Below are 16,182 nucleotides of genomic sequence, written 5' to 3' on the forward strand. Positions count from 1 at the left end.
GAGATCAAAGCTTATGACAAATACAAACGGAAATGACATCATTTCAATTGATAAAGAGGAAATCACGATTGAGAAGGCAGACGATATTCGCGTTCAGCTTCGAAATGAACCAGAAGTGCAAAATATTGCGAGACAGATCGATGCGAAAAATCAGCTGGAACTGCTTGAATACGGTAAACAGCCAGCCGTTGAAATCTCTAAGTTCTCTGATCGTATCCTTTCAATGATGCGTTCAACAAGTGTCACTGACTCAGGAACAATGCTGACGCAGCTTGGTAAGATTATGGATCGCTTTGATAAAAATGATTTTGACGAACCGAAGGGTGGTTTGTTGTCAAAAATCTTTAAGCGCGGCGGCAGCATGATCGAAAAGATTTTCAGTAAATATCAAACGCTCGGTGCAGAAATTGAAAAAATTAATGTGGAAATTAGTAAATATAAAGATGAAATGACCAAATCGACTGTGACGCTTGAAGAAATGTATGAGCATAACATTCAATACTATTTGGAGCTGGAAAAGTATGTCGTAGCCGGTCAAATGAAAATCGAAGAATTAAAGCAATTGGTTCCTTCATATGAAGAAAAAGCAGCTAGTGGAAACCAGCTGGCACAAATGGAGCTTGATACGCTTCGTAATGGCATTCAAGCGCTTGAAGAGCGTGTGTATGACCTTGATATGGCACGAATGGTGGCGCTTCAAACGGCACCGCAAATCCGTTTGCTTCAGCGTGGGAATACGAAATTAATCGGTAAAATCAACTCTGCCTTCATCATCACGATTCCAATTTTCAAAAATGGAATCATTCAAGCTGTTACAGCGAAGAGACAAAAGCTTGTGGCTGATTCTATGAGTGAGCTGGATAGAAGAACAAATGAAATGCTGAAACGAAATGCTGAAAACATTTCAAGTCAAAGTGTGGAGATTGCCAAATTATCTGGCCGTCCAAGCATCGACATTGAAACGATCGAATCTTCCTTTAATACAATTGTACAAGGGATGAAAGAGACGAAACAGATTGAAGAAGAGAACAAGCGATTACGCGAAGATGGAACAAAACGTATGCTTGAGCTTCAAGATAATATTAAGCGGGCTGCCCTAGAGTCCTAAAAAAACAAGCTGTCTGTAACTAAAGTTGCAGGCAGTTTTTTTATGAATTTAAATAAAATTTGAGGAAAAAGGTTTTTATGTGACCATTTTCGGGTAAATCCTGTTAAGGGGAATGGTTCGCCCATGATTCAAAAAACCGCTATGACGAGGATTCGACTTATTTTTTAGCACAATTAGGAATTTCCAGTAAAATATTGTCTGATGAGAGGAAATACCCCGTAAAATATGTAGTTTATGAAGCATTCTATAGGATTTACGAGTAATACGGCGTATAAACTCTAATGACCAGACCTCTATATGGAATTCATACATATTGTGGGGAAATAAGCGAATTCTAAAGATTGTTCGCATCATAACGCTTATGTTACGGTTATAAAGATGCTAATTTGGAGGGAAAATATGAATTCTGAAGAGAGAAATATCAAAATCAAGATAAATAATGTATCTAAAATTTTCGGTAAAAATGCTAAAAAAGCATCTCAAATGCTTGAAAAAGGGAAAACAAAAAGAGAGATCCTAAAAGAGACCGGCGCAACAGTTGGTGTCAATCGAGCAAATTTTGATGTGTATGACGGCGAGATATTTGTCATCATGGGGCTATCAGGGAGCGGAAAGTCCACACTTGTGCGGATGCTAAACAGGTTAATCGAACCAACCTCCGGTGAAATATATATTGATGGGGATATGATAACAAATATGTCAAAGGATCAATTGCGTGAAGTCAGACGGAAAAAGATCAGCATGGTTTTCCAAAACTTCGCATTGTTCCCGCACCGTACAATTCTTGAGAACACTGAGTATGGTCTTGAATTGCAAGGTGTCGATAAAGAAGAGCGCAGACCAAAAGCGCTTGAATCTTTAAAGCTTGTTGGACTTGAAGGCTTTGAAGAGCAATATCCAAATCAATTAAGTGGTGGTATGCAGCAGCGTGTTGGATTGGCACGTGCGTTAGCAAATGACCCTGACATTTTATTAATGGATGAAGCATTCAGCGCACTAGATCCATTAATTCGTAAAGATATGCAGGATGAATTGCTTGAGCTTCATACATCTGTAGGAAAAACGATCATTTTCATTACCCATGATTTAGATGAGGCGCTTCGTATTGGTGACCGCATTGTCCTCATGAAGGACGGAAATATCGTTCAAATCGGAACACCAGAAGAAATTCTGATGAACCCATCGAATGAATATGTTGAACGCTTCGTTGAAGATGTTGACCTTTCTAAAGTATTAACCGCTGGTCATATTATGAAACGTGCAGAAACAGTTCAGATCGATAAAGGGGCACGTGTTGCGCTTACGCTCATGAAAAACCTTGGGATTTCGTCTATCTATGCAGTAGATAAGAAAAAGCATTTATTAGGTGTCATTTCTGCCCAAGCAGCGAAAAAGGCAGCAGAAACGGGAGCGTCGCTTGAAACGGTTCTCGATAAAGAATTTACGACAGTGTTGGAATCTACGTATTTGACAGAGATCTTTGATGCGGTGTCTGATGCGAACATTCCGATTGCCGTTGTTGATGAGAAAAACAGAATGAAGGGCATTGTGGTCAGAGGTGCATTGATTGGTGCATTATCAGGAAATGATGAGTATATCAACATGTCTTCTAACAAGCTAGAGGAAATTAAAGCACAAGAGCCTTCTGCACAGGAGGTAGAATAAGATGTTTAGTATGAGTGATTTACCTAGAATTCCGTTCGCGGAATATATCGATCAATTTGTTGACTGGTTAACATTAACGTTTGGTGGTTTCTTTGATGGCATCACAAATGGATTAGCAGGAACAGTAAATGGGATTGTGGCAGCACTTGGCGTCATTCCATCCATTATTTTAACCCTTATCTTTGCCGGCATTGCTTGGTGGATCAGTACAAGAGGAGTTGCTCTTTTCACACTTATTGGATTTTTACTGATCGACTATTTAGGCTACTGGCATCCAATGCTTCAAACACTTGCGCTCGTTTTGACCGCTGTGGTCATTTCCATTGTGATTGGGGTTCCGATCGGTATTTGGGCATCACAGAAGGAAACTGTGCGTAAAATTGTGACACCTATTTTAGATTTAATGCAGACAATGCCTGCATTCGTTTATCTATTACCAGCGATCTTCTTCTTTAATATTGGGGTTGTTCCTGGGGTTGTGGCATCGGTTATCTTCTCCATGCCGCCAACGATTCGTATGACCATTCTCGGTATTAAACAAGTACCGGCTGATTTAATTGAAGCTACCGAAGCATTTGGTTCAACGACATTCCAGCGTTTATTCAAAGTTCAGCTTCCACTTGCAACAAAAACCATCTTAGCTGGTATTAACCAAAGTATCATGCTGGCTCTATCAATGGTCGTCATTGCGGCAATGGTAGGTGCACCAGGACTTGGTTCAGAAGTATATAGTGCGGTAACGCAGCTGAAAACAGGTATTGGTTTTGAAGCAGGTATTGCCATTGTGATTGTGGCGATTACACTTGACCGTATTACCCAAAACATTAAAACGAAAAAAACCAGGGGGAATGCTTAATGTGGAAAAAGTCTCTCTACATTGGGATGACCGCCCTGCTTGTCTTTTTACTAGCCGCTTGCGGTGCGCAGACAGATTCAAATGCGAGTGCTGCTCAGCAGGTGAATAAAACCATTATCGGAATCGATCCTGGTTCAGGGATTATGGCACTGACAGATCAAGCGAAAAAGGATTACGGCTTAGAGGATTGGACGGTTGTGTCTGCATCAAGTGCAGCCATGACGGCAACGCTCAAAAAATCTTACGACCGTAAAAAGCCAATCATCATCACTGGATGGAATCCACACTGGATGTTTTCCCGCTATGATTTAAAATATTTAGATGATCCAAAAAAATCTTACGGTGAAGCGGAAGAAATTCATACGATTTCACGTAAAGGCTTTGCAAAGGATCAGCCGGAAGCAGCCAAAATGCTTAGTCAGTTTAAATGGTCTCAAGATGACATGGGCGAAGTCATGATTGATATCCAAGATGGTGTGAAACCAAAGGATGCCGCCTTAAAATATGTGAAAAAACATAAAGACCAAGTAGCGAAATGGACAAAAGGCGTGAAAAAGTCGAATGGTGGAAAAGTCAATCTTGCCTACGTTGCATGGGATAGTGAGATTGCAAGTACCAATGTTGCGGCAGAAGTATTGCGTGAACTCGGGTTTACGGTGACTTTGACTCAGGTTGAAGCAGGTCCAATGTGGACAGCAATTGCAACCGGAAGTGCGGATGCATCATTATCCGCTTGGCTGCCAAATACGCATAAAACGTATGCAGCGAAGTTTAAAGGAAAATATGATGACCTTGGTACAAGTATGAAAGGTCTTCGAATGGGGCTAGTTGTTCCAACATATATGAAGAACGTAAACTCCATTGAAGATTTGAAAAAATAGTCAATGATATAGTGGTTCCCTTATAATAGAAGGGAGCATGTTGAAAAAGCAGTCTGCTCAAAAAGCGGCTGCTTTTTTCTTATATAGAAGGATGGAGTTGTCGAGCGATGGATAAGTCAATCATGATTTTTCTGCATGGTGGAGGAGTAAGCAGCTGGATGTGGCAGGAGCAGGTTGAAATATTGAAGGACACGTATGAATGCTTTGCCCCTGATCTCATTGGACACGGGACAAGAGCAAAAGAACAGATATTTTCAATGAATGAAAGCACCCGTGAAGTCATCTCATGGATCAAGGAAAATGCGAATGGCCGTCAAGTGATTCTGATTGGATTTTCTTTAGGTGCGCAGATTGCCGTTGATGTGTTATCAAGAGAGCCGGATATCGTAGACATAGCCGTCATCAATAGCGCCCTTGTGATGCCTTTGCCATGGCTCCATTTCATGGTGAGACCCCTCTTGCCACTGACGTATCCATTATTAAAGAAAGATTGGTTTATCCAGCTCCAAGCTGAAAAGATGGGGCTCTCGCAACATGTACTGCATCATTATGCGGCGGAATCGAAACATCTGCAAAAGAAAACCCTTCTTACGATGTTTCAAGAAAACCTCCATTACAAGCTCCCTGACACGTTCCAGCAAGCGAAGGCACGCATTCTTGTCACAGTGGGAGAAAAAGAAAAAGGCGTTATGAAACGGTCAGCAAAAAAAATAACGAATTCACATCCGAAGGCAACAGGTGTCATCGTTCCCGGTATTGGACATACATTTACTTTTGAGAAGAAAGAACTTTTTACAGAAATGATCAAATGTTTTATAGAGGCACGTGCATTACCAGTCGAATTAAAGGAAATCCAGTAGCCGCGCCAATCAATAAGTGAAGACGAGCATAAAAGGGGCGCCAGTCTCTTTGAATCTGTATGATATAGGTATAAAACGCTTACAGTATGTGTGCCATAGAAGGAGGAGCTATGAGTAAAAACTATATCATATTCGGTGCAAGTCAAGGATTAGGAGATGCTTTTGTAAAGGGTCTCCCTTCAAGTGGAGATACAGTTTGGATTGTGTCGCGTAGTGAACCAAGCAGTTTGAGCATAGATGACGGTGTACATAGAATTTGGCTGAAAATCGACTTATCAAGCCGAACGCATATCCCTTATATGCTTGAAGCCCTTGAGAACCAGACGATTGATGTACTCATCTATAACGTCGGTTTATGGGAAAAACGAGGCTTTGAAGACGATTATTCCTTTGATCACGATCAGCCAGAGGCTATTGCACATTTAATCAATGTGAATGTGACCTCAACCATAACATACATCCAGGCACTGCTTCCGCACGTAAGGAAATCAGAGAATGGGAAAATCATCGTGATTGGCTCAACGGCCGGACTCGACCATACAAACCTGCCGCAAGTCTCGTTTGTTGCATCTAAATTTGGCCTGCGCGGAATTGTGAATGCACTGAGAGAGCATGTGAGGAAAGATAAAATATCCGTCACCTGTATCAATCCAGGAGAGCTGGCGGCGGAGGTTCCGTATGAGGATGGAGCCGAAAAGGCCATCACTCTATATGATGAAACGAGAATCCCTGTCCAGGATATTGTGGAGCTTGCGAGATGTGTGATTCATTTATCAAGGGTATCTTGCGTAAAAGAAATCAACGTTCCAGCCATGGCAGATCTGAATGCATAATATAAAGCAGACCACCCGCTTGATGAGAAGGCGGGTGGCTTTTTCATTTATGATGAATGCTGCTGGAGTGTTTGATAGACAGCTTCGGTCAAAATCTCAATGCCGGTAAAGATTGCAGAGCGGTCGAAGGTCATATACGGATGATGAAGACCAGGCTTTAAATCACAGCCTAAACCGAGCATCGTGGATTTGATATGCGGAAGCTTTGCTGCATAAAAGTGAAAGTCCTCTCCACCTGTTGTGACAATCGGGGGATCAAGCTGCTCTTTACCTAAAACCTGTTCAATTGCATGAGACATGATCTGGACAGCTTCCTCATTTAAGGTGGCGGCAGGCAGACGATGGTCTGTTGAAAGTGTAATGGAAGCGCCAAAGGCATCCGCTACAGAATGAACCGCTCTTTCAATTTCTTTTTCTAGCTCATCCATTACTTCGTTTGTTTGCGCCCTTACATCTAATGTAAAAGAAGCTTTCCCTGGGATGATGTTTGAGCTGCCCCCGCCAGCATGTAAATTGGTCATTTTGACAGAATGCGCGACTCTTGGATCGACATGGATATGCGCGAGTCTCTGCACTAGAGTTGAAGCCACTTCTATTACGTTGACGCCAAGATGTGGGCGTGCGCCGTGCGCTTCCTCGCCAATAATGGTGCCGACGTAATGATTACTTGATCCGTGCAAAATAGCAGGAGCGCAGCGTCCGTTTAATGTTTCTTGAATTGGGCGCACATGTACGCCATATAAGTAATCGACATCTGCGAGCACACCTTTTTCAATCATTTTCAGCGCACCGCCGCCTCTTTCCTCAGCAGGCTGAAAGATGAAACGGATCGTGCCGTTCGGTCGTTCTTTTTCCTTTAATGCCATGAAGGTGCCAAGAGCCATTGTCATGTGTGCATCGTGGCCACATGAATGATTGGCTTGAAACTCACCATCTACTTCCTGCCAAAGTGCATCAATATCAGCTCTCACAGCGACCACTGGTGCGCCTTCTCCAATTTCACCGATCACCCCTGTACAGTCGTCAAATGTTTGAGTTTTGCAGCCCAATTTTTTCAATATATCTTCAATATAAGCGGTCGTTTCTGTTTCTTCCCAGCTGATTTCTGGGTGGGCATGCAAGTGTTCAAAGATGTCTGTCACGGTTTGTTTCATTTCGTTTGTCAAAGTTGTCATGAGAAGCCTCCTTGCTGACAGATAATCTGCCAAAACATTATTTTAGTGAAATAATATTGATCTTAAATATCAACAGTGTTTATAATATAACACATCATTTGATTATTCTGAAAATTAAGTGAAATTCCGATCGGGACAAAGGGGTTTTGACACATGAAAACAGCGACAGTATCAGCACCAGAGAAACAAAAACGAAAACTTCAAATGCCAGATGCGTATGTTCTCTTATTTATGATTGCACTGATTTGTACAATAGCAACGTATTTTGTACCAGCGGGTGAGTTTGACCGAAAGACATCTGGGGAGATCACAACAGCCGTTCCTGGCAGCTATCACCGTATTGATCAATCACCAGTAAGTCCAGTTGGCTTTTTTACAGCGATACAAGAAGGAATGGTAGGGTCCTCTTCTATTATTTTTCTGATTCTATTTACGGGCGGAACCATTGCCATTCTGGAGAAGACAGGTGCTATTAACGGGATGATTCACCATGTCATCAGCCGGTTTCAAACGAAGCAATTATTGTTTATTTGTATTGTTGGGGGATTATTTTCAGTCCTTGGAACGACCGGAATTGTCGTGAACTCTGTCATTGGGTTTATTCCAATCGGCATCATTGTAGCACGATCCTTGAAATGGGATGCTGTGGCAGGAGCTGCTGTCATATACATCGGCTGTTATGCAGGATTTAACGCAACGATTTTATCTCCATCTCCATTAGGTTTATCACAAACGATTGCAGAGCTGCCGATCTTTTCCGGCATTGGCCTGCGTGTCATTATTTATCTTTGTTTTCTTATTTCTAGTATTGTGTACATCTATTTATATACAAGACGTCTGAAGAATAAAGAAAAGGGAAGCATTCTTGGCGATCAATGGTTTCCTGCTAAGGGGCTTGGCGGAGCCGATGCGGAATCTGTGGACAAGCCTGCATTTACTGGCAGACATAAGCTGATTTTAGCAGTGTGCGGATTGTCACTTGGAGGTTTCTTATATGGCGCACTTCAGCTTGGCTGGACCGATAAGGAAATGGCGGGTGTGTTCATTTTTATGGCTATCGCTGCTGGACTGCTCGGCGGTTTAGCGGCGAATGATATTGCGAAAACGTTTATTATCGGGTGCCAAAGCCTTGTATACGGCGCACTTATTGTTGGGATGGCACGCTGTATTTCGGTCATTTTAGAAAACGGGAAGCTGCTTGATACAGTGGTTAATGGCTTGGCGAGTATGCTGACAGGCTTTAGTCCAATCGCTGGTGCGATCGGGATGTATATTGCGAGTGCGCTTCTTCACTTTTTGATTTCATCAGGATCAGGAGAAGCTGTTGTCTTTATCCCGATTCTTGCGCCGCTCGCTGATTTAATGGGTATCACAAGACAGGTAGCTGTAGAAGCAGTGATGCTTGGCGAAGGGGTAGTCAACTGTATCAATCCGACTTCTGGTGTATTGATGGCTGTGCTTGCTGCAAGTGGTATACCTTATGTAAAGTGGCTGCGTTTTATGGTGCCGCTTGCCCTTATTTGGTTTGTCATCGGTCTTGTATTTATTTGTATCGGGGTCATGATCAACTGGGGACCTTATTAAATATGTAGGAAGCTGCCGACGAGCGTTTGGCAGCTTTTTTCTTGTGGAAATATGTATGGAGCCAGCGCTTTGAAAGCACAATAAATGTGTTCACAAATTCGCTACATATTTTTTTTGAGCAGTCCCCTTGCAAAAGTTTGTGAAGTGTTGCACAATAAGAATGTGAAATACTTCACATAAGAAAAGCAGCCTAGTTTTACTCAGGAGGATGAGATAAATGACAAACGAAAAAGTAAACAAAGTAGCCCTTATTGGAGCAGGTTTCGTCGGCAGCAGTTATGCCTTTACATTAATAAATCAAGCAATCACAGATGAATTGGTTGTCATCGATTTGAATCAAGACAAAGCAATGGGTGACGTGATGGATTTAAACCATGGAAAAGCATTTGCCCCGCATCCTGTGAATACATGGTATGGAGATTATGAGGATTGTAAGGATGCAGATATCGTCTGTATCTGTGCTGGTGCAAACCAAAAGCCAGGTGAAACAAGACTTGACCTTGTTGAGAAAAATTTAAATATATTTAAAGGCATTGTAGAAAACGTAATGAAAAGTGGATTTGATGGTATTTTCTTAGTTGCCACAAACCCAGTGGATATTTTGACATATGCGACTTGGAAATTCAGTGGTCTTCCAAAAGAACGAGTGATTGGCAGTGGTACGACGCTTGATACGGCAAGATTTAGATACATGCTTAGTGAGTATTTTGAAGCAGCGGCACACAACGTGCATGCTTACATCATAGGCGAGCATGGAGATACAGAGCTTGCTGTTTGGAGTCATGCGAATATCGGAAGTGTACCAATTACAGAATTAATGAAGAGAAATGAGCAATACAAACAAGAAGACTTAGATGAAATCATGGAAAATGTTCGTCATGCCGCTTACCAAATCATTGAGAAAAAAGGCGCCACTTATTACGGCGTAGCAATGAGTTTAGCCCGCATTACAAGAGCGATCCTGCACAATGAAAACAGCATTTTAACTGTCAGCACTTACTTAGATGGAGAGTACGGAGCAGAAGATGTCTACATTGGTGTACCAGCCCTTGTGAATCGAAATGGTGCAACAGAAGTGATGGAGCTTGCTCTGGATGATACGGAGAAAGAAAAATTTGCACACAGTGTAAATGTGTTAAAAGAGATTTTGGCTCCTCATTTTTAATCAATCAAAAGCAACCTATCTGAGCAGAAAAGGATGAATCACTATGTGGCAGCAAATATATGATCCGTTTGGTAATGAATTCGTCAGTGCATTGGTGGCAATGCTCCCAATCTTGTTTTTCCTTCTTGCATTAACCGTTTTTAAGCTAAAAGGTGTTTTAGCCGCTTGTTTTACCTTAATCGTCAGTTTTGTAACAGCTGTTTTCTTCTTTCATATGCCAGTTGAAAAAGCATTATCTGCTGTGCTGCTCGGTATATCTAATGGGCTGTGGCCGATTGGATATATCGTCATCATGGCGGTATGGCTCTATAAAATTGCCGTGAAATCTGGTAAGTTCGATGTCATTCGATCTAGTATTGCAGGAATCTCTCAAGATCAACGTCTTCAGCTCTTATTAATTGGTTTTAGTTTTAACGCATTTTTAGAGGGCGCTGCTGGGTTTGGTGTACCGATTGCGATCAGTGCCGCTCTCTTAACAGAGCTTGGGTTTAAACCGCTGAAAGCTGCGATGCTCTGCTTAATTGCCAATGCTGCGTCTGGTGCATTTGGTGCTGTAGGCATTCCAGTGATTACAGGGGCGCAAATGGGCAATATGACGCCGCTTGCGTTATCTCAAACCCTTGTATATACGATCCCGTTTATTTCATTCTGTATTCCGTTTCTCCTTATTCTGATTGTAGATGGATTGAAAGGAATCAAAGAAACTCTGCCAGCCTTACTTGTTGTGAGTGGTACCTATGCCATTTTGCAAGCTGTCACAATGGTGACGATGGGTCCTGAGCTTGCCAATATTATTTCTGCCTTAGCAAGTATGGGAGTTTTGGCTTTATTTCTTCGGAAATGGCAGCCAAAACACATTTATCGTGAAGAAGGAGCGCCAGATATTGAACAGAAACAAACGTATCGCGGCGTTGAAATACTGAAAGCATGGTCTCCGTTCTATATTTTAACTGCTGTTATTACGGTATGGAGTCTGCCGGCATTTAAAGCATTGTTTGCTGTAGGAGGACCGCTTAACTGGACGACCATTTTAGTGAAAATGCCATTTTTACATCAGCAAATTGTGAAATTACCACCAATTGCACAAACGGAAACACCTATTGATGCGATCTTTAAAATTGATGTCATCAGTGCCACGGGTACTGCCATTCTGATTGCGGTGATGCTGACAGGGCTGTTTAGCAGACATATTACATTAACAGAAGGCGCTGTCTGCTTAAAAGCAGCGGTGAAAGAGCTTTGGGTTCCTGTTCTTACTATTTGTTTTGTTATGGGCTTTGCCAACCTTGCGAACTTTGCTGGACTAAGTTCAGCGATTGGACTTGCTCTTGCCAAAACGGGCGATTTGTTCCCGCTTGTCAGCCCGGTGCTTGGCTGGATCGGCGTGTTTATTACGGGGTCTGTCGTGAGTAACAACGCCTTATTCGGTAACCTTCAAGCGGTCACTGCTTCTCAAATCGGTTCACAGGCAGGTTTGTTAATTGGGGCGAATACGACCGGTGGTGTGATGGCGAAATTAATTTCTCCACAATCAATCGCTATCGCTACAGCAGCTGTTGGAGAAACAGGGAAAGAATCTGAGCTCTTCAAAAAGACCGTGAAGTACAGCTTCATCTTGCTCGGTATTGTATGTATATGGACATTCATTCTCGCTCAATTTGTATAGGTTGATAGATAGGTATAAAAAAGACTGAGAGAGATCTCAGTCTTTTTCTTTATGTAGATTCTCTTGTCACGAGCCGGGTAGGCAGCTGGATATGTTCGCGCTGTAATGGTTTTTGATCTTGCAGGAGTGCGATCATTTGCTGTACAGACCGCTGGCCAAGCTCTACGATCGGTATGTCAATTGTGGTGATCGTTGGAGCTGTCACCTCACAAATGTCTTGGTTGTCATAGCCGATGACAGCTAGATCCCCTGGGATTTGATAGCCGTATGAAATAGCCTGTTTAATGAGTCCTGCTGCGACTTGATCATTGCCGGTGAAAATGGCATCAGGCGCTTCCTTCATATGATGGATGACCTCCATTAAGCGAAAGCCGTCTTCAATGGTAAAAGCCTCTCCAAACAGCCAATCATCCTGCAGCGGCAAACCGTGAGCTGAGAGTGCATCAAGATATCCCTGTTTCCTTTGTTTCTGCGCTTCACTGCTTTCTGTATCAAAGCAAAACCCAATCGATTTTCGCCCCGACCGAATCAAATAGTCCACCGCTTTATAGGCGGCTTCCCGTTCATCGTAGCCAATAATCGGGATGTTTGCTGTTTGGTGATATTCATTTGCCATGACAATGGGGCCGTTCGTTAAAAATGGCTCAATTTTCTCCCATGTATTTTCTAACGCACCCAATATAACCCCATCTACTTCTTTTCTTTTTAATAATTGAAGCCCTTCAAGCTCTAATGCTTCTTGATAAAACGTCTGGAGCACGATGGTTTTATATCCTTGATCCAGTGCTTCCTTTGAAATGCCTTTAATCAATTGTGCAAAAAAAGGATGGTCCACAGCTGGAACAGACACAGCAATGGTTTTTGTCTGATGTGACCTTAGTGTGCGGGCTGCTGAACTCGGTGTATATTCCATTTCTTTCATCACCTGTAAAATGAGCTGCCGCTTTTCTTCTGACACATATGGGTGATGGTTTAGCACTCTGGAAACGGTGGTGGTTGAAACCCCGCAGCGCTTGGCAATTTCATAAATTGTACACATATTAACAAATCCTTTACACAAAGTTATTGTTCTGAAATCGATAACATCATTTACAATGTGAAACAAGTTAAATATTAACAAAAGGAATTGATTAATTGGAGGGAATGGAATGCAAATATTGACGAAGATATCAGGTAAAAGCAAGGATTATCTTCCTTTGCTGGATATGATCAATCAAGGTGTTCAAGTTAAGGCTGATTCAGTTGAAAAGCATCTAGCAAATGAAAAACTGGTGTCGTTCCTTGAGCAAGATATAGAGCGCACAGGTTTGGAAAAAATTCTCTTCCATTATAAACAAAATAAGGAAAAAAAGATACCGTTTCTGCCAGTTGACAAACTGATTTCAGAAGATGAAATCGATGATATTATGCAGGTGCTGAAGGGAGTATTGAGCTCTGGCCGTTTTACTTCAGGGCCATATATTCCGACATTTGAAAAGGCGATTGCTGAGTACTTAGGGAAAAAATATGTCATTGCCACGTCAAGTGGAACAGATGCATTGATGATCAGTCTCATATCAGCAGGCGTCCATCCAGGAGACGAGGTGATTTTGCCGGCCAATAGCTTTGCTGCAACAGAAAATGCAGTGCTTGCCATTGGGGCTGTTCCGGTATATGCCGATATTGATCCTGAAACCTACTGCCTCTCACCGAGTGAAATAGAGAAGCATATCACAGATAAAACGGTATGCATTCTACCGGTTCATTTATATGGAAAGCAAGCGGATATGAAGGAGATTTCGGCGATTGCGAAACAGCATGGGCTGAAAATCATTGAAGACGGTTGTCAGGCGATTGGCAGCAGCGGCCTTGGCGCTTATGGAGATGGACTTGTTCTCAGCTTTAATCCATACAAAAACCTTGGGGTCTGCGGAAAGGCAGGAGCCATCGCTACAAATGATGAGGCCCTAGCGGAAAAATGCATGGAGATCAGCTATCACGGCTTTGAAGCTGGAAAGAAAAATGTCAAACGCAGTGACTACGGCTTTAATTCGAAAATTGATAATTTGCAGGCAGCAATCGGACTCGAACGAATGAAGTATTTAGGATTGCAAAACTTTAAACGTTTTTATTTAGCCAAGCGATACATTGACCAGCTGCAAACGCTTGAGGATGAAGGATATATGAAGCTCCCGACGCTGACAGATGATCATGTATGGCATCTATTCCCGATTAGAGTGCTGAAGGGAGACCGAGATGAACTGGCAGCGAAATTGCTGGAAATGGGCATAGAGACGGATGTCTATTACCCGGTTCTATCGCATCAGCATCAAACAAATCTTGTTTCTCAAAAATATAGACAAACGACACTTCCACACACGGAAAAAGCAGCGCAGCAATTACTTCACTTGCCGCTTTATCCAGGAATGCCGCTGCAAGATCAGGAGAAGGTCATTGAGGGGGTTCATCATGTTATCAAGTCTTCCATTCAATAAAAAACTGCTGAATCTGCCGAAGAATCCGCAGTGGATCGTCTTCTGTGATTTTGATGAAACGTATTATTCTCACGGAATGACAGAGGAGCAGAGAGCGGATGTCAAGCGGCTGGAAGCCTTTGTAGCAGAAAAGAGTGAAGCGGGACAGCTCTTGCTGGGCTGGGTGACGGGAAGCAGTCTCGATTCTGTCACGAGCAAAATGGAAAAAGGCGGGTTTCATCAATTCCCGCATTTCATTGCGTCGAACTTAGGGACTGAGATTGTATATACGTCGGATGCTCATTTTGGACAGCCAGATGCAGAGTGGATGAAGCGGCTGGATGCACAGGGCTTTTCAGATGAAAAAATCGAAGACATCCTGCAAACCATCCGAGAAAAGGGCATTTCCCTTAGACCGCAAACGCAGCTGGGCAGTTCAGGGTATAAGAAGAATTTCTATTATCAGGAGCAGGATGAACGGACAGATCTTCATCATCTATCATTTATCCAAACACTGGCTAAAGAGCGAGGCGTGGCGGTCAACATCAACAAATGCAACCCGCTTGCAGGAGATCCTGCGGATTGCTATGATGTCGATTTTTTACCAGTCGGAACAGGGAAGGATGAAATTGTCCGTTTTATGCTGAACCAATATGATTTATCGAAAGATCAAGGCTTTGCCTTTGGTGATAGCGGGAACGATTTGCGGATGCTTCAATCCGTCACACACGGTTTCCTTGTCCAAAATGCTACAGCCGAAGCAAAACGGCACCATCACCAAATTTGTCATCATGGGTATGCAAAAGGAATCTATGAAACACTGAAAACAGTGATGTATAAACATGAGGAGGCACATTCATGAAGAAAATTGGAATTGTTGGAGCAGGGAATATTGCAAAAGCACATGCAAGAGCATTATCAACGATCAAAGGTGCAGAATTATCCGGTGTCTATGATTTGCATGAGTCGGTCGCACAGGGATTCATTAAACAGTACGGCGGTCGTGTGTATTCAAGTATCGAGACACTGGCAGATGCATCTGATGGATTGATCATTGCATCCCCTAATTTTTGTCACAAGGACCATGCCCTTCAGTCGCTAAGAGCAGGACAGCCGATTTTATGTGAAAAACCGATGGCTGTGTCGCTGAAGGAAGCGAAGGAAATGGTGGAGACAGCCAAACAGTTCCAAGTTCAAGCCAGTATGGGCTTTAACTATCGTTATTTATCCTTTGTAAATATATTGAAGAACTTGATTGCCAACGGTGAATTAGGCCGCATTTTAACCGTCAGAACTCATTTTAAGAAAAACAGTGCCCTTAGAAGAAAGACTTTTTCATGGAGAGACAGCGGTGAAAGTCTGCGTACGAGCGGTGCACTAGGGGATCTTGGCATTCATTTGATTGATATGCTGTGGTACTTATTTGGCAGTGAAATGAAGAAAGAATCACTTAACACCAAGATGCTGACACATGTAAAGGAAAAAGAAGAGAAAAAGGTTCAGGTGGATGATCATACCGAAATTTTCGGGCAGATGGAGAATCAAGTGTTCTTTCATTTGGTGACATCCAAAAGCACGCAGCCTGAGGAATGTGGATTTAGTGTAGAAGTCGTTGGTCATGACAAGGTATTCAAATACCATACGAACATGAAAAACGAATATGAGATCAGTGATGGATTGTGTGTGGAGCGTCATCAAATGCCGCAAACCTTGCTGACAGATCCGCCAAATGAATTTTACGGATGGTCCGATACATTCCGTGATCAGCTGATGCATTGGGTGAATACAGATCCATACCCATCTCATATGAAGGTCGCTGATTTTGAAGATGGTTATCGCGCACAGGCTGCGCTCAATACATGCTTTGAGAGGGAAGAGGCAGTCGTCTCTGCCCAGGCATATTAAAGAGGTGGAGCGGAGGATGTGATGACTCCGC

The 16,182-nt window shown here is 42.7% G+C and carries 14 protein-coding genes; 12 read left to right on the forward strand and 2 right to left on the reverse strand.

What is annotated here, in order from left to right; genetic code table 11:
• The first annotated feature begins 13 nt into the window (after positions 1–13).
• The 6 genes from EV579_RS14900 to EV579_RS14925 all read left to right on the forward strand — a co-directional run bounded on the left by EV579_RS14900 (position 14) and on the right by EV579_RS14925 (position 6,203).
• Positions 14–1,108: a toxic anion resistance protein gene (locus tag EV579_RS14900; protein ID WP_024427234.1), complete on the forward strand. Its 1,095-nt coding sequence runs from the start codon at positions 14–16 to the stop codon at positions 1,106–1,108.
• A 399-nt stretch (positions 1,109–1,507) separates the two neighbouring features.
• Positions 1,508–2,773, forward strand: coding sequence for a glycine/proline betaine ABC transporter ATP-binding protein OpuAA (gene opuAA / locus EV579_RS14905; RefSeq protein WP_024424349.1), 1,266 nt, complete (start codon positions 1,508–1,510; stop codon positions 2,771–2,773).
• A 10-nt stretch (positions 2,774–2,783) separates the two neighbouring features.
• Positions 2,784–3,629, forward strand: a complete 846-nt coding sequence (gene opuAB, locus EV579_RS14910) for a glycine/proline betaine ABC transporter permease subunit OpuAB (protein WP_039182966.1) — start codon at positions 2,784–2,786, stop codon at positions 3,627–3,629.
• On the forward strand, positions 3,629–4,510 hold the full coding sequence (locus tag EV579_RS14915) for a glycine betaine ABC transporter substrate-binding protein (protein ID WP_044333560.1): 882 nt from the start codon (positions 3,629–3,631) through the stop codon (positions 4,508–4,510). The genes opuAB and EV579_RS14915 overlap by 1 nt, the downstream gene beginning before the upstream one ends.
• 107 nt (positions 4,511–4,617) lie before the next feature.
• Positions 4,618–5,370 carry an alpha/beta fold hydrolase gene (locus EV579_RS14920; protein WP_133744718.1) on the forward strand — a complete coding sequence of 251 codons (753 nt, stop codon included), beginning with the start codon at positions 4,618–4,620 and terminating at the stop codon, positions 5,368–5,370.
• Positions 5,371–5,480: 110 nt separating this feature from the next.
• On the forward strand, positions 5,481–6,203 hold the full coding sequence (locus EV579_RS14925) for an SDR family NAD(P)-dependent oxidoreductase (RefSeq protein ID WP_133744719.1): 723 nt from the start codon (positions 5,481–5,483) through the stop codon (positions 6,201–6,203).
• Positions 6,204–6,250: 47 nt separating this feature from the next.
• On the opposite strand, the gene EV579_RS14930 is transcribed toward EV579_RS14925, so the two are convergent.
• Positions 6,251–7,378 (reverse strand): M20 peptidase aminoacylase family protein, encoded by a 1,128-nt coding sequence (locus EV579_RS14930; RefSeq protein WP_034623963.1) that lies wholly within the window; start codon positions 7,376–7,378, stop codon positions 6,251–6,253.
• A 153-nt stretch (positions 7,379–7,531) separates the two neighbouring features.
• On the opposite strand from EV579_RS14930, the gene EV579_RS14935 reads away from it, so the two are divergent.
• The 3 genes from EV579_RS14935 (at position 7,532) to EV579_RS14945 (ending at position 11,793) form a co-directional block, all read left to right on the forward strand.
• Positions 7,532–8,962, forward strand: a complete 1,431-nt coding sequence (locus EV579_RS14935) for a YfcC family protein (protein ID WP_024424344.1) — start codon at positions 7,532–7,534, stop codon at positions 8,960–8,962.
• A gap of 217 nt (positions 8,963–9,179) precedes the next feature.
• Entirely contained in the window at positions 9,180–10,127 is a 948-nt protein-coding gene (locus tag EV579_RS14940) for an L-lactate dehydrogenase (RefSeq protein ID WP_122631524.1), read from the forward strand.
• A 43-nt stretch (positions 10,128–10,170) separates the two neighbouring features.
• Complete coding sequence (locus tag EV579_RS14945; protein WP_103132604.1) at positions 10,171–11,793, forward strand: L-lactate permease; 1,623 nt, start codon at positions 10,171–10,173, stop codon at positions 11,791–11,793.
• 49 nt (positions 11,794–11,842) lie between these two features.
• On the opposite strand, the gene EV579_RS14950 is transcribed toward EV579_RS14945, so the two are convergent.
• Entirely contained in the window at positions 11,843–12,832 is a 990-nt protein-coding gene (locus EV579_RS14950; RefSeq protein WP_044333554.1) for a LacI family DNA-binding transcriptional regulator, read from the reverse strand.
• 109 nt (positions 12,833–12,941) lie between these two features.
• On the opposite strand from EV579_RS14950, the gene EV579_RS14955 reads away from it, so the two are divergent.
• From EV579_RS14955 to EV579_RS14965, 3 genes are read left to right on the forward strand one after another with little or no spacing between them, the layout of a single operon-like run.
• Positions 12,942–14,267, forward strand: a complete 1,326-nt coding sequence (locus tag EV579_RS14955) for a DegT/DnrJ/EryC1/StrS family aminotransferase (protein ID WP_044333553.1) — start codon at positions 12,942–12,944, stop codon at positions 14,265–14,267.
• Positions 14,242–15,108: an HAD-IIB family hydrolase gene (locus tag EV579_RS14960; protein WP_044333551.1), complete on the forward strand. Its 867-nt coding sequence runs from the start codon at positions 14,242–14,244 to the stop codon at positions 15,106–15,108. The genes EV579_RS14955 and EV579_RS14960 overlap by 26 nt, the downstream gene beginning before the upstream one ends.
• Positions 15,105–16,151: a Gfo/Idh/MocA family protein gene (locus EV579_RS14965; RefSeq protein ID WP_024424339.1), complete on the forward strand. Its 1,047-nt coding sequence runs from the start codon at positions 15,105–15,107 to the stop codon at positions 16,149–16,151. The genes EV579_RS14960 and EV579_RS14965 overlap by 4 nt, the downstream gene beginning before the upstream one ends.
• The last annotated feature ends 31 nt before the right edge of the window (positions 16,152–16,182 follow it).

Source organism: Bacillus sp. BK450, from assembly GCF_004364885.1.
Classification (GTDB): domain Bacteria; phylum Bacillota; class Bacilli; order Bacillales; family Bacillaceae; genus Bacillus; species Bacillus safensis.

Excerpts from the sequence above, each read along its gene's own strand:
- EV579_RS14900 (WP_024427234.1), top strand. The coding sequence starts at position 14 with ATGACAAATACAAACGGAAATGACATCATTTCAATTGATAAAGAGGAA.
- opuAA (WP_024424349.1), top strand. The coding sequence starts at position 1,508 with ATGAATTCTGAAGAGAGAAATATCAAAATCAAGATAAATAATGTATCT.
- opuAB (WP_039182966.1), top strand. The coding sequence starts at position 2,784 with ATGAGTGATTTACCTAGAATTCCGTTCGCGGAATATATCGATCAATTT.
- EV579_RS14915 (WP_044333560.1), top strand. The coding sequence starts at position 3,629 with ATGTGGAAAAAGTCTCTCTACATTGGGATGACCGCCCTGCTTGTCTTT.
- EV579_RS14920 (WP_133744718.1), top strand. The coding sequence starts at position 4,618 with ATGGATAAGTCAATCATGATTTTTCTGCATGGTGGAGGAGTAAGCAGC.
- EV579_RS14925 (WP_133744719.1), top strand. The coding sequence starts at position 5,481 with ATGAGTAAAAACTATATCATATTCGGTGCAAGTCAAGGATTAGGAGAT.
- EV579_RS14930 (WP_034623963.1), bottom strand. The coding sequence starts at position 7,378 with ATGACAACTTTGACAAACGAAATGAAACAAACCGTGACAGACATCTTT.
- EV579_RS14935 (WP_024424344.1), top strand. The coding sequence starts at position 7,532 with ATGAAAACAGCGACAGTATCAGCACCAGAGAAACAAAAACGAAAACTT.
- EV579_RS14940 (WP_122631524.1), top strand. The coding sequence starts at position 9,180 with ATGACAAACGAAAAAGTAAACAAAGTAGCCCTTATTGGAGCAGGTTTC.
- EV579_RS14945 (WP_103132604.1), top strand. The coding sequence starts at position 10,171 with ATGTGGCAGCAAATATATGATCCGTTTGGTAATGAATTCGTCAGTGCA.
- EV579_RS14950 (WP_044333554.1), bottom strand. The coding sequence starts at position 12,832 with ATGTGTACAATTTATGAAATTGCCAAGCGCTGCGGGGTTTCAACCACC.
- EV579_RS14955 (WP_044333553.1), top strand. The coding sequence starts at position 12,942 with ATGCAAATATTGACGAAGATATCAGGTAAAAGCAAGGATTATCTTCCT.
- EV579_RS14960 (WP_044333551.1), top strand. The coding sequence starts at position 14,242 with ATGTTATCAAGTCTTCCATTCAATAAAAAACTGCTGAATCTGCCGAAG.
- EV579_RS14965 (WP_024424339.1), top strand. The coding sequence starts at position 15,105 with ATGAAGAAAATTGGAATTGTTGGAGCAGGGAATATTGCAAAAGCACAT.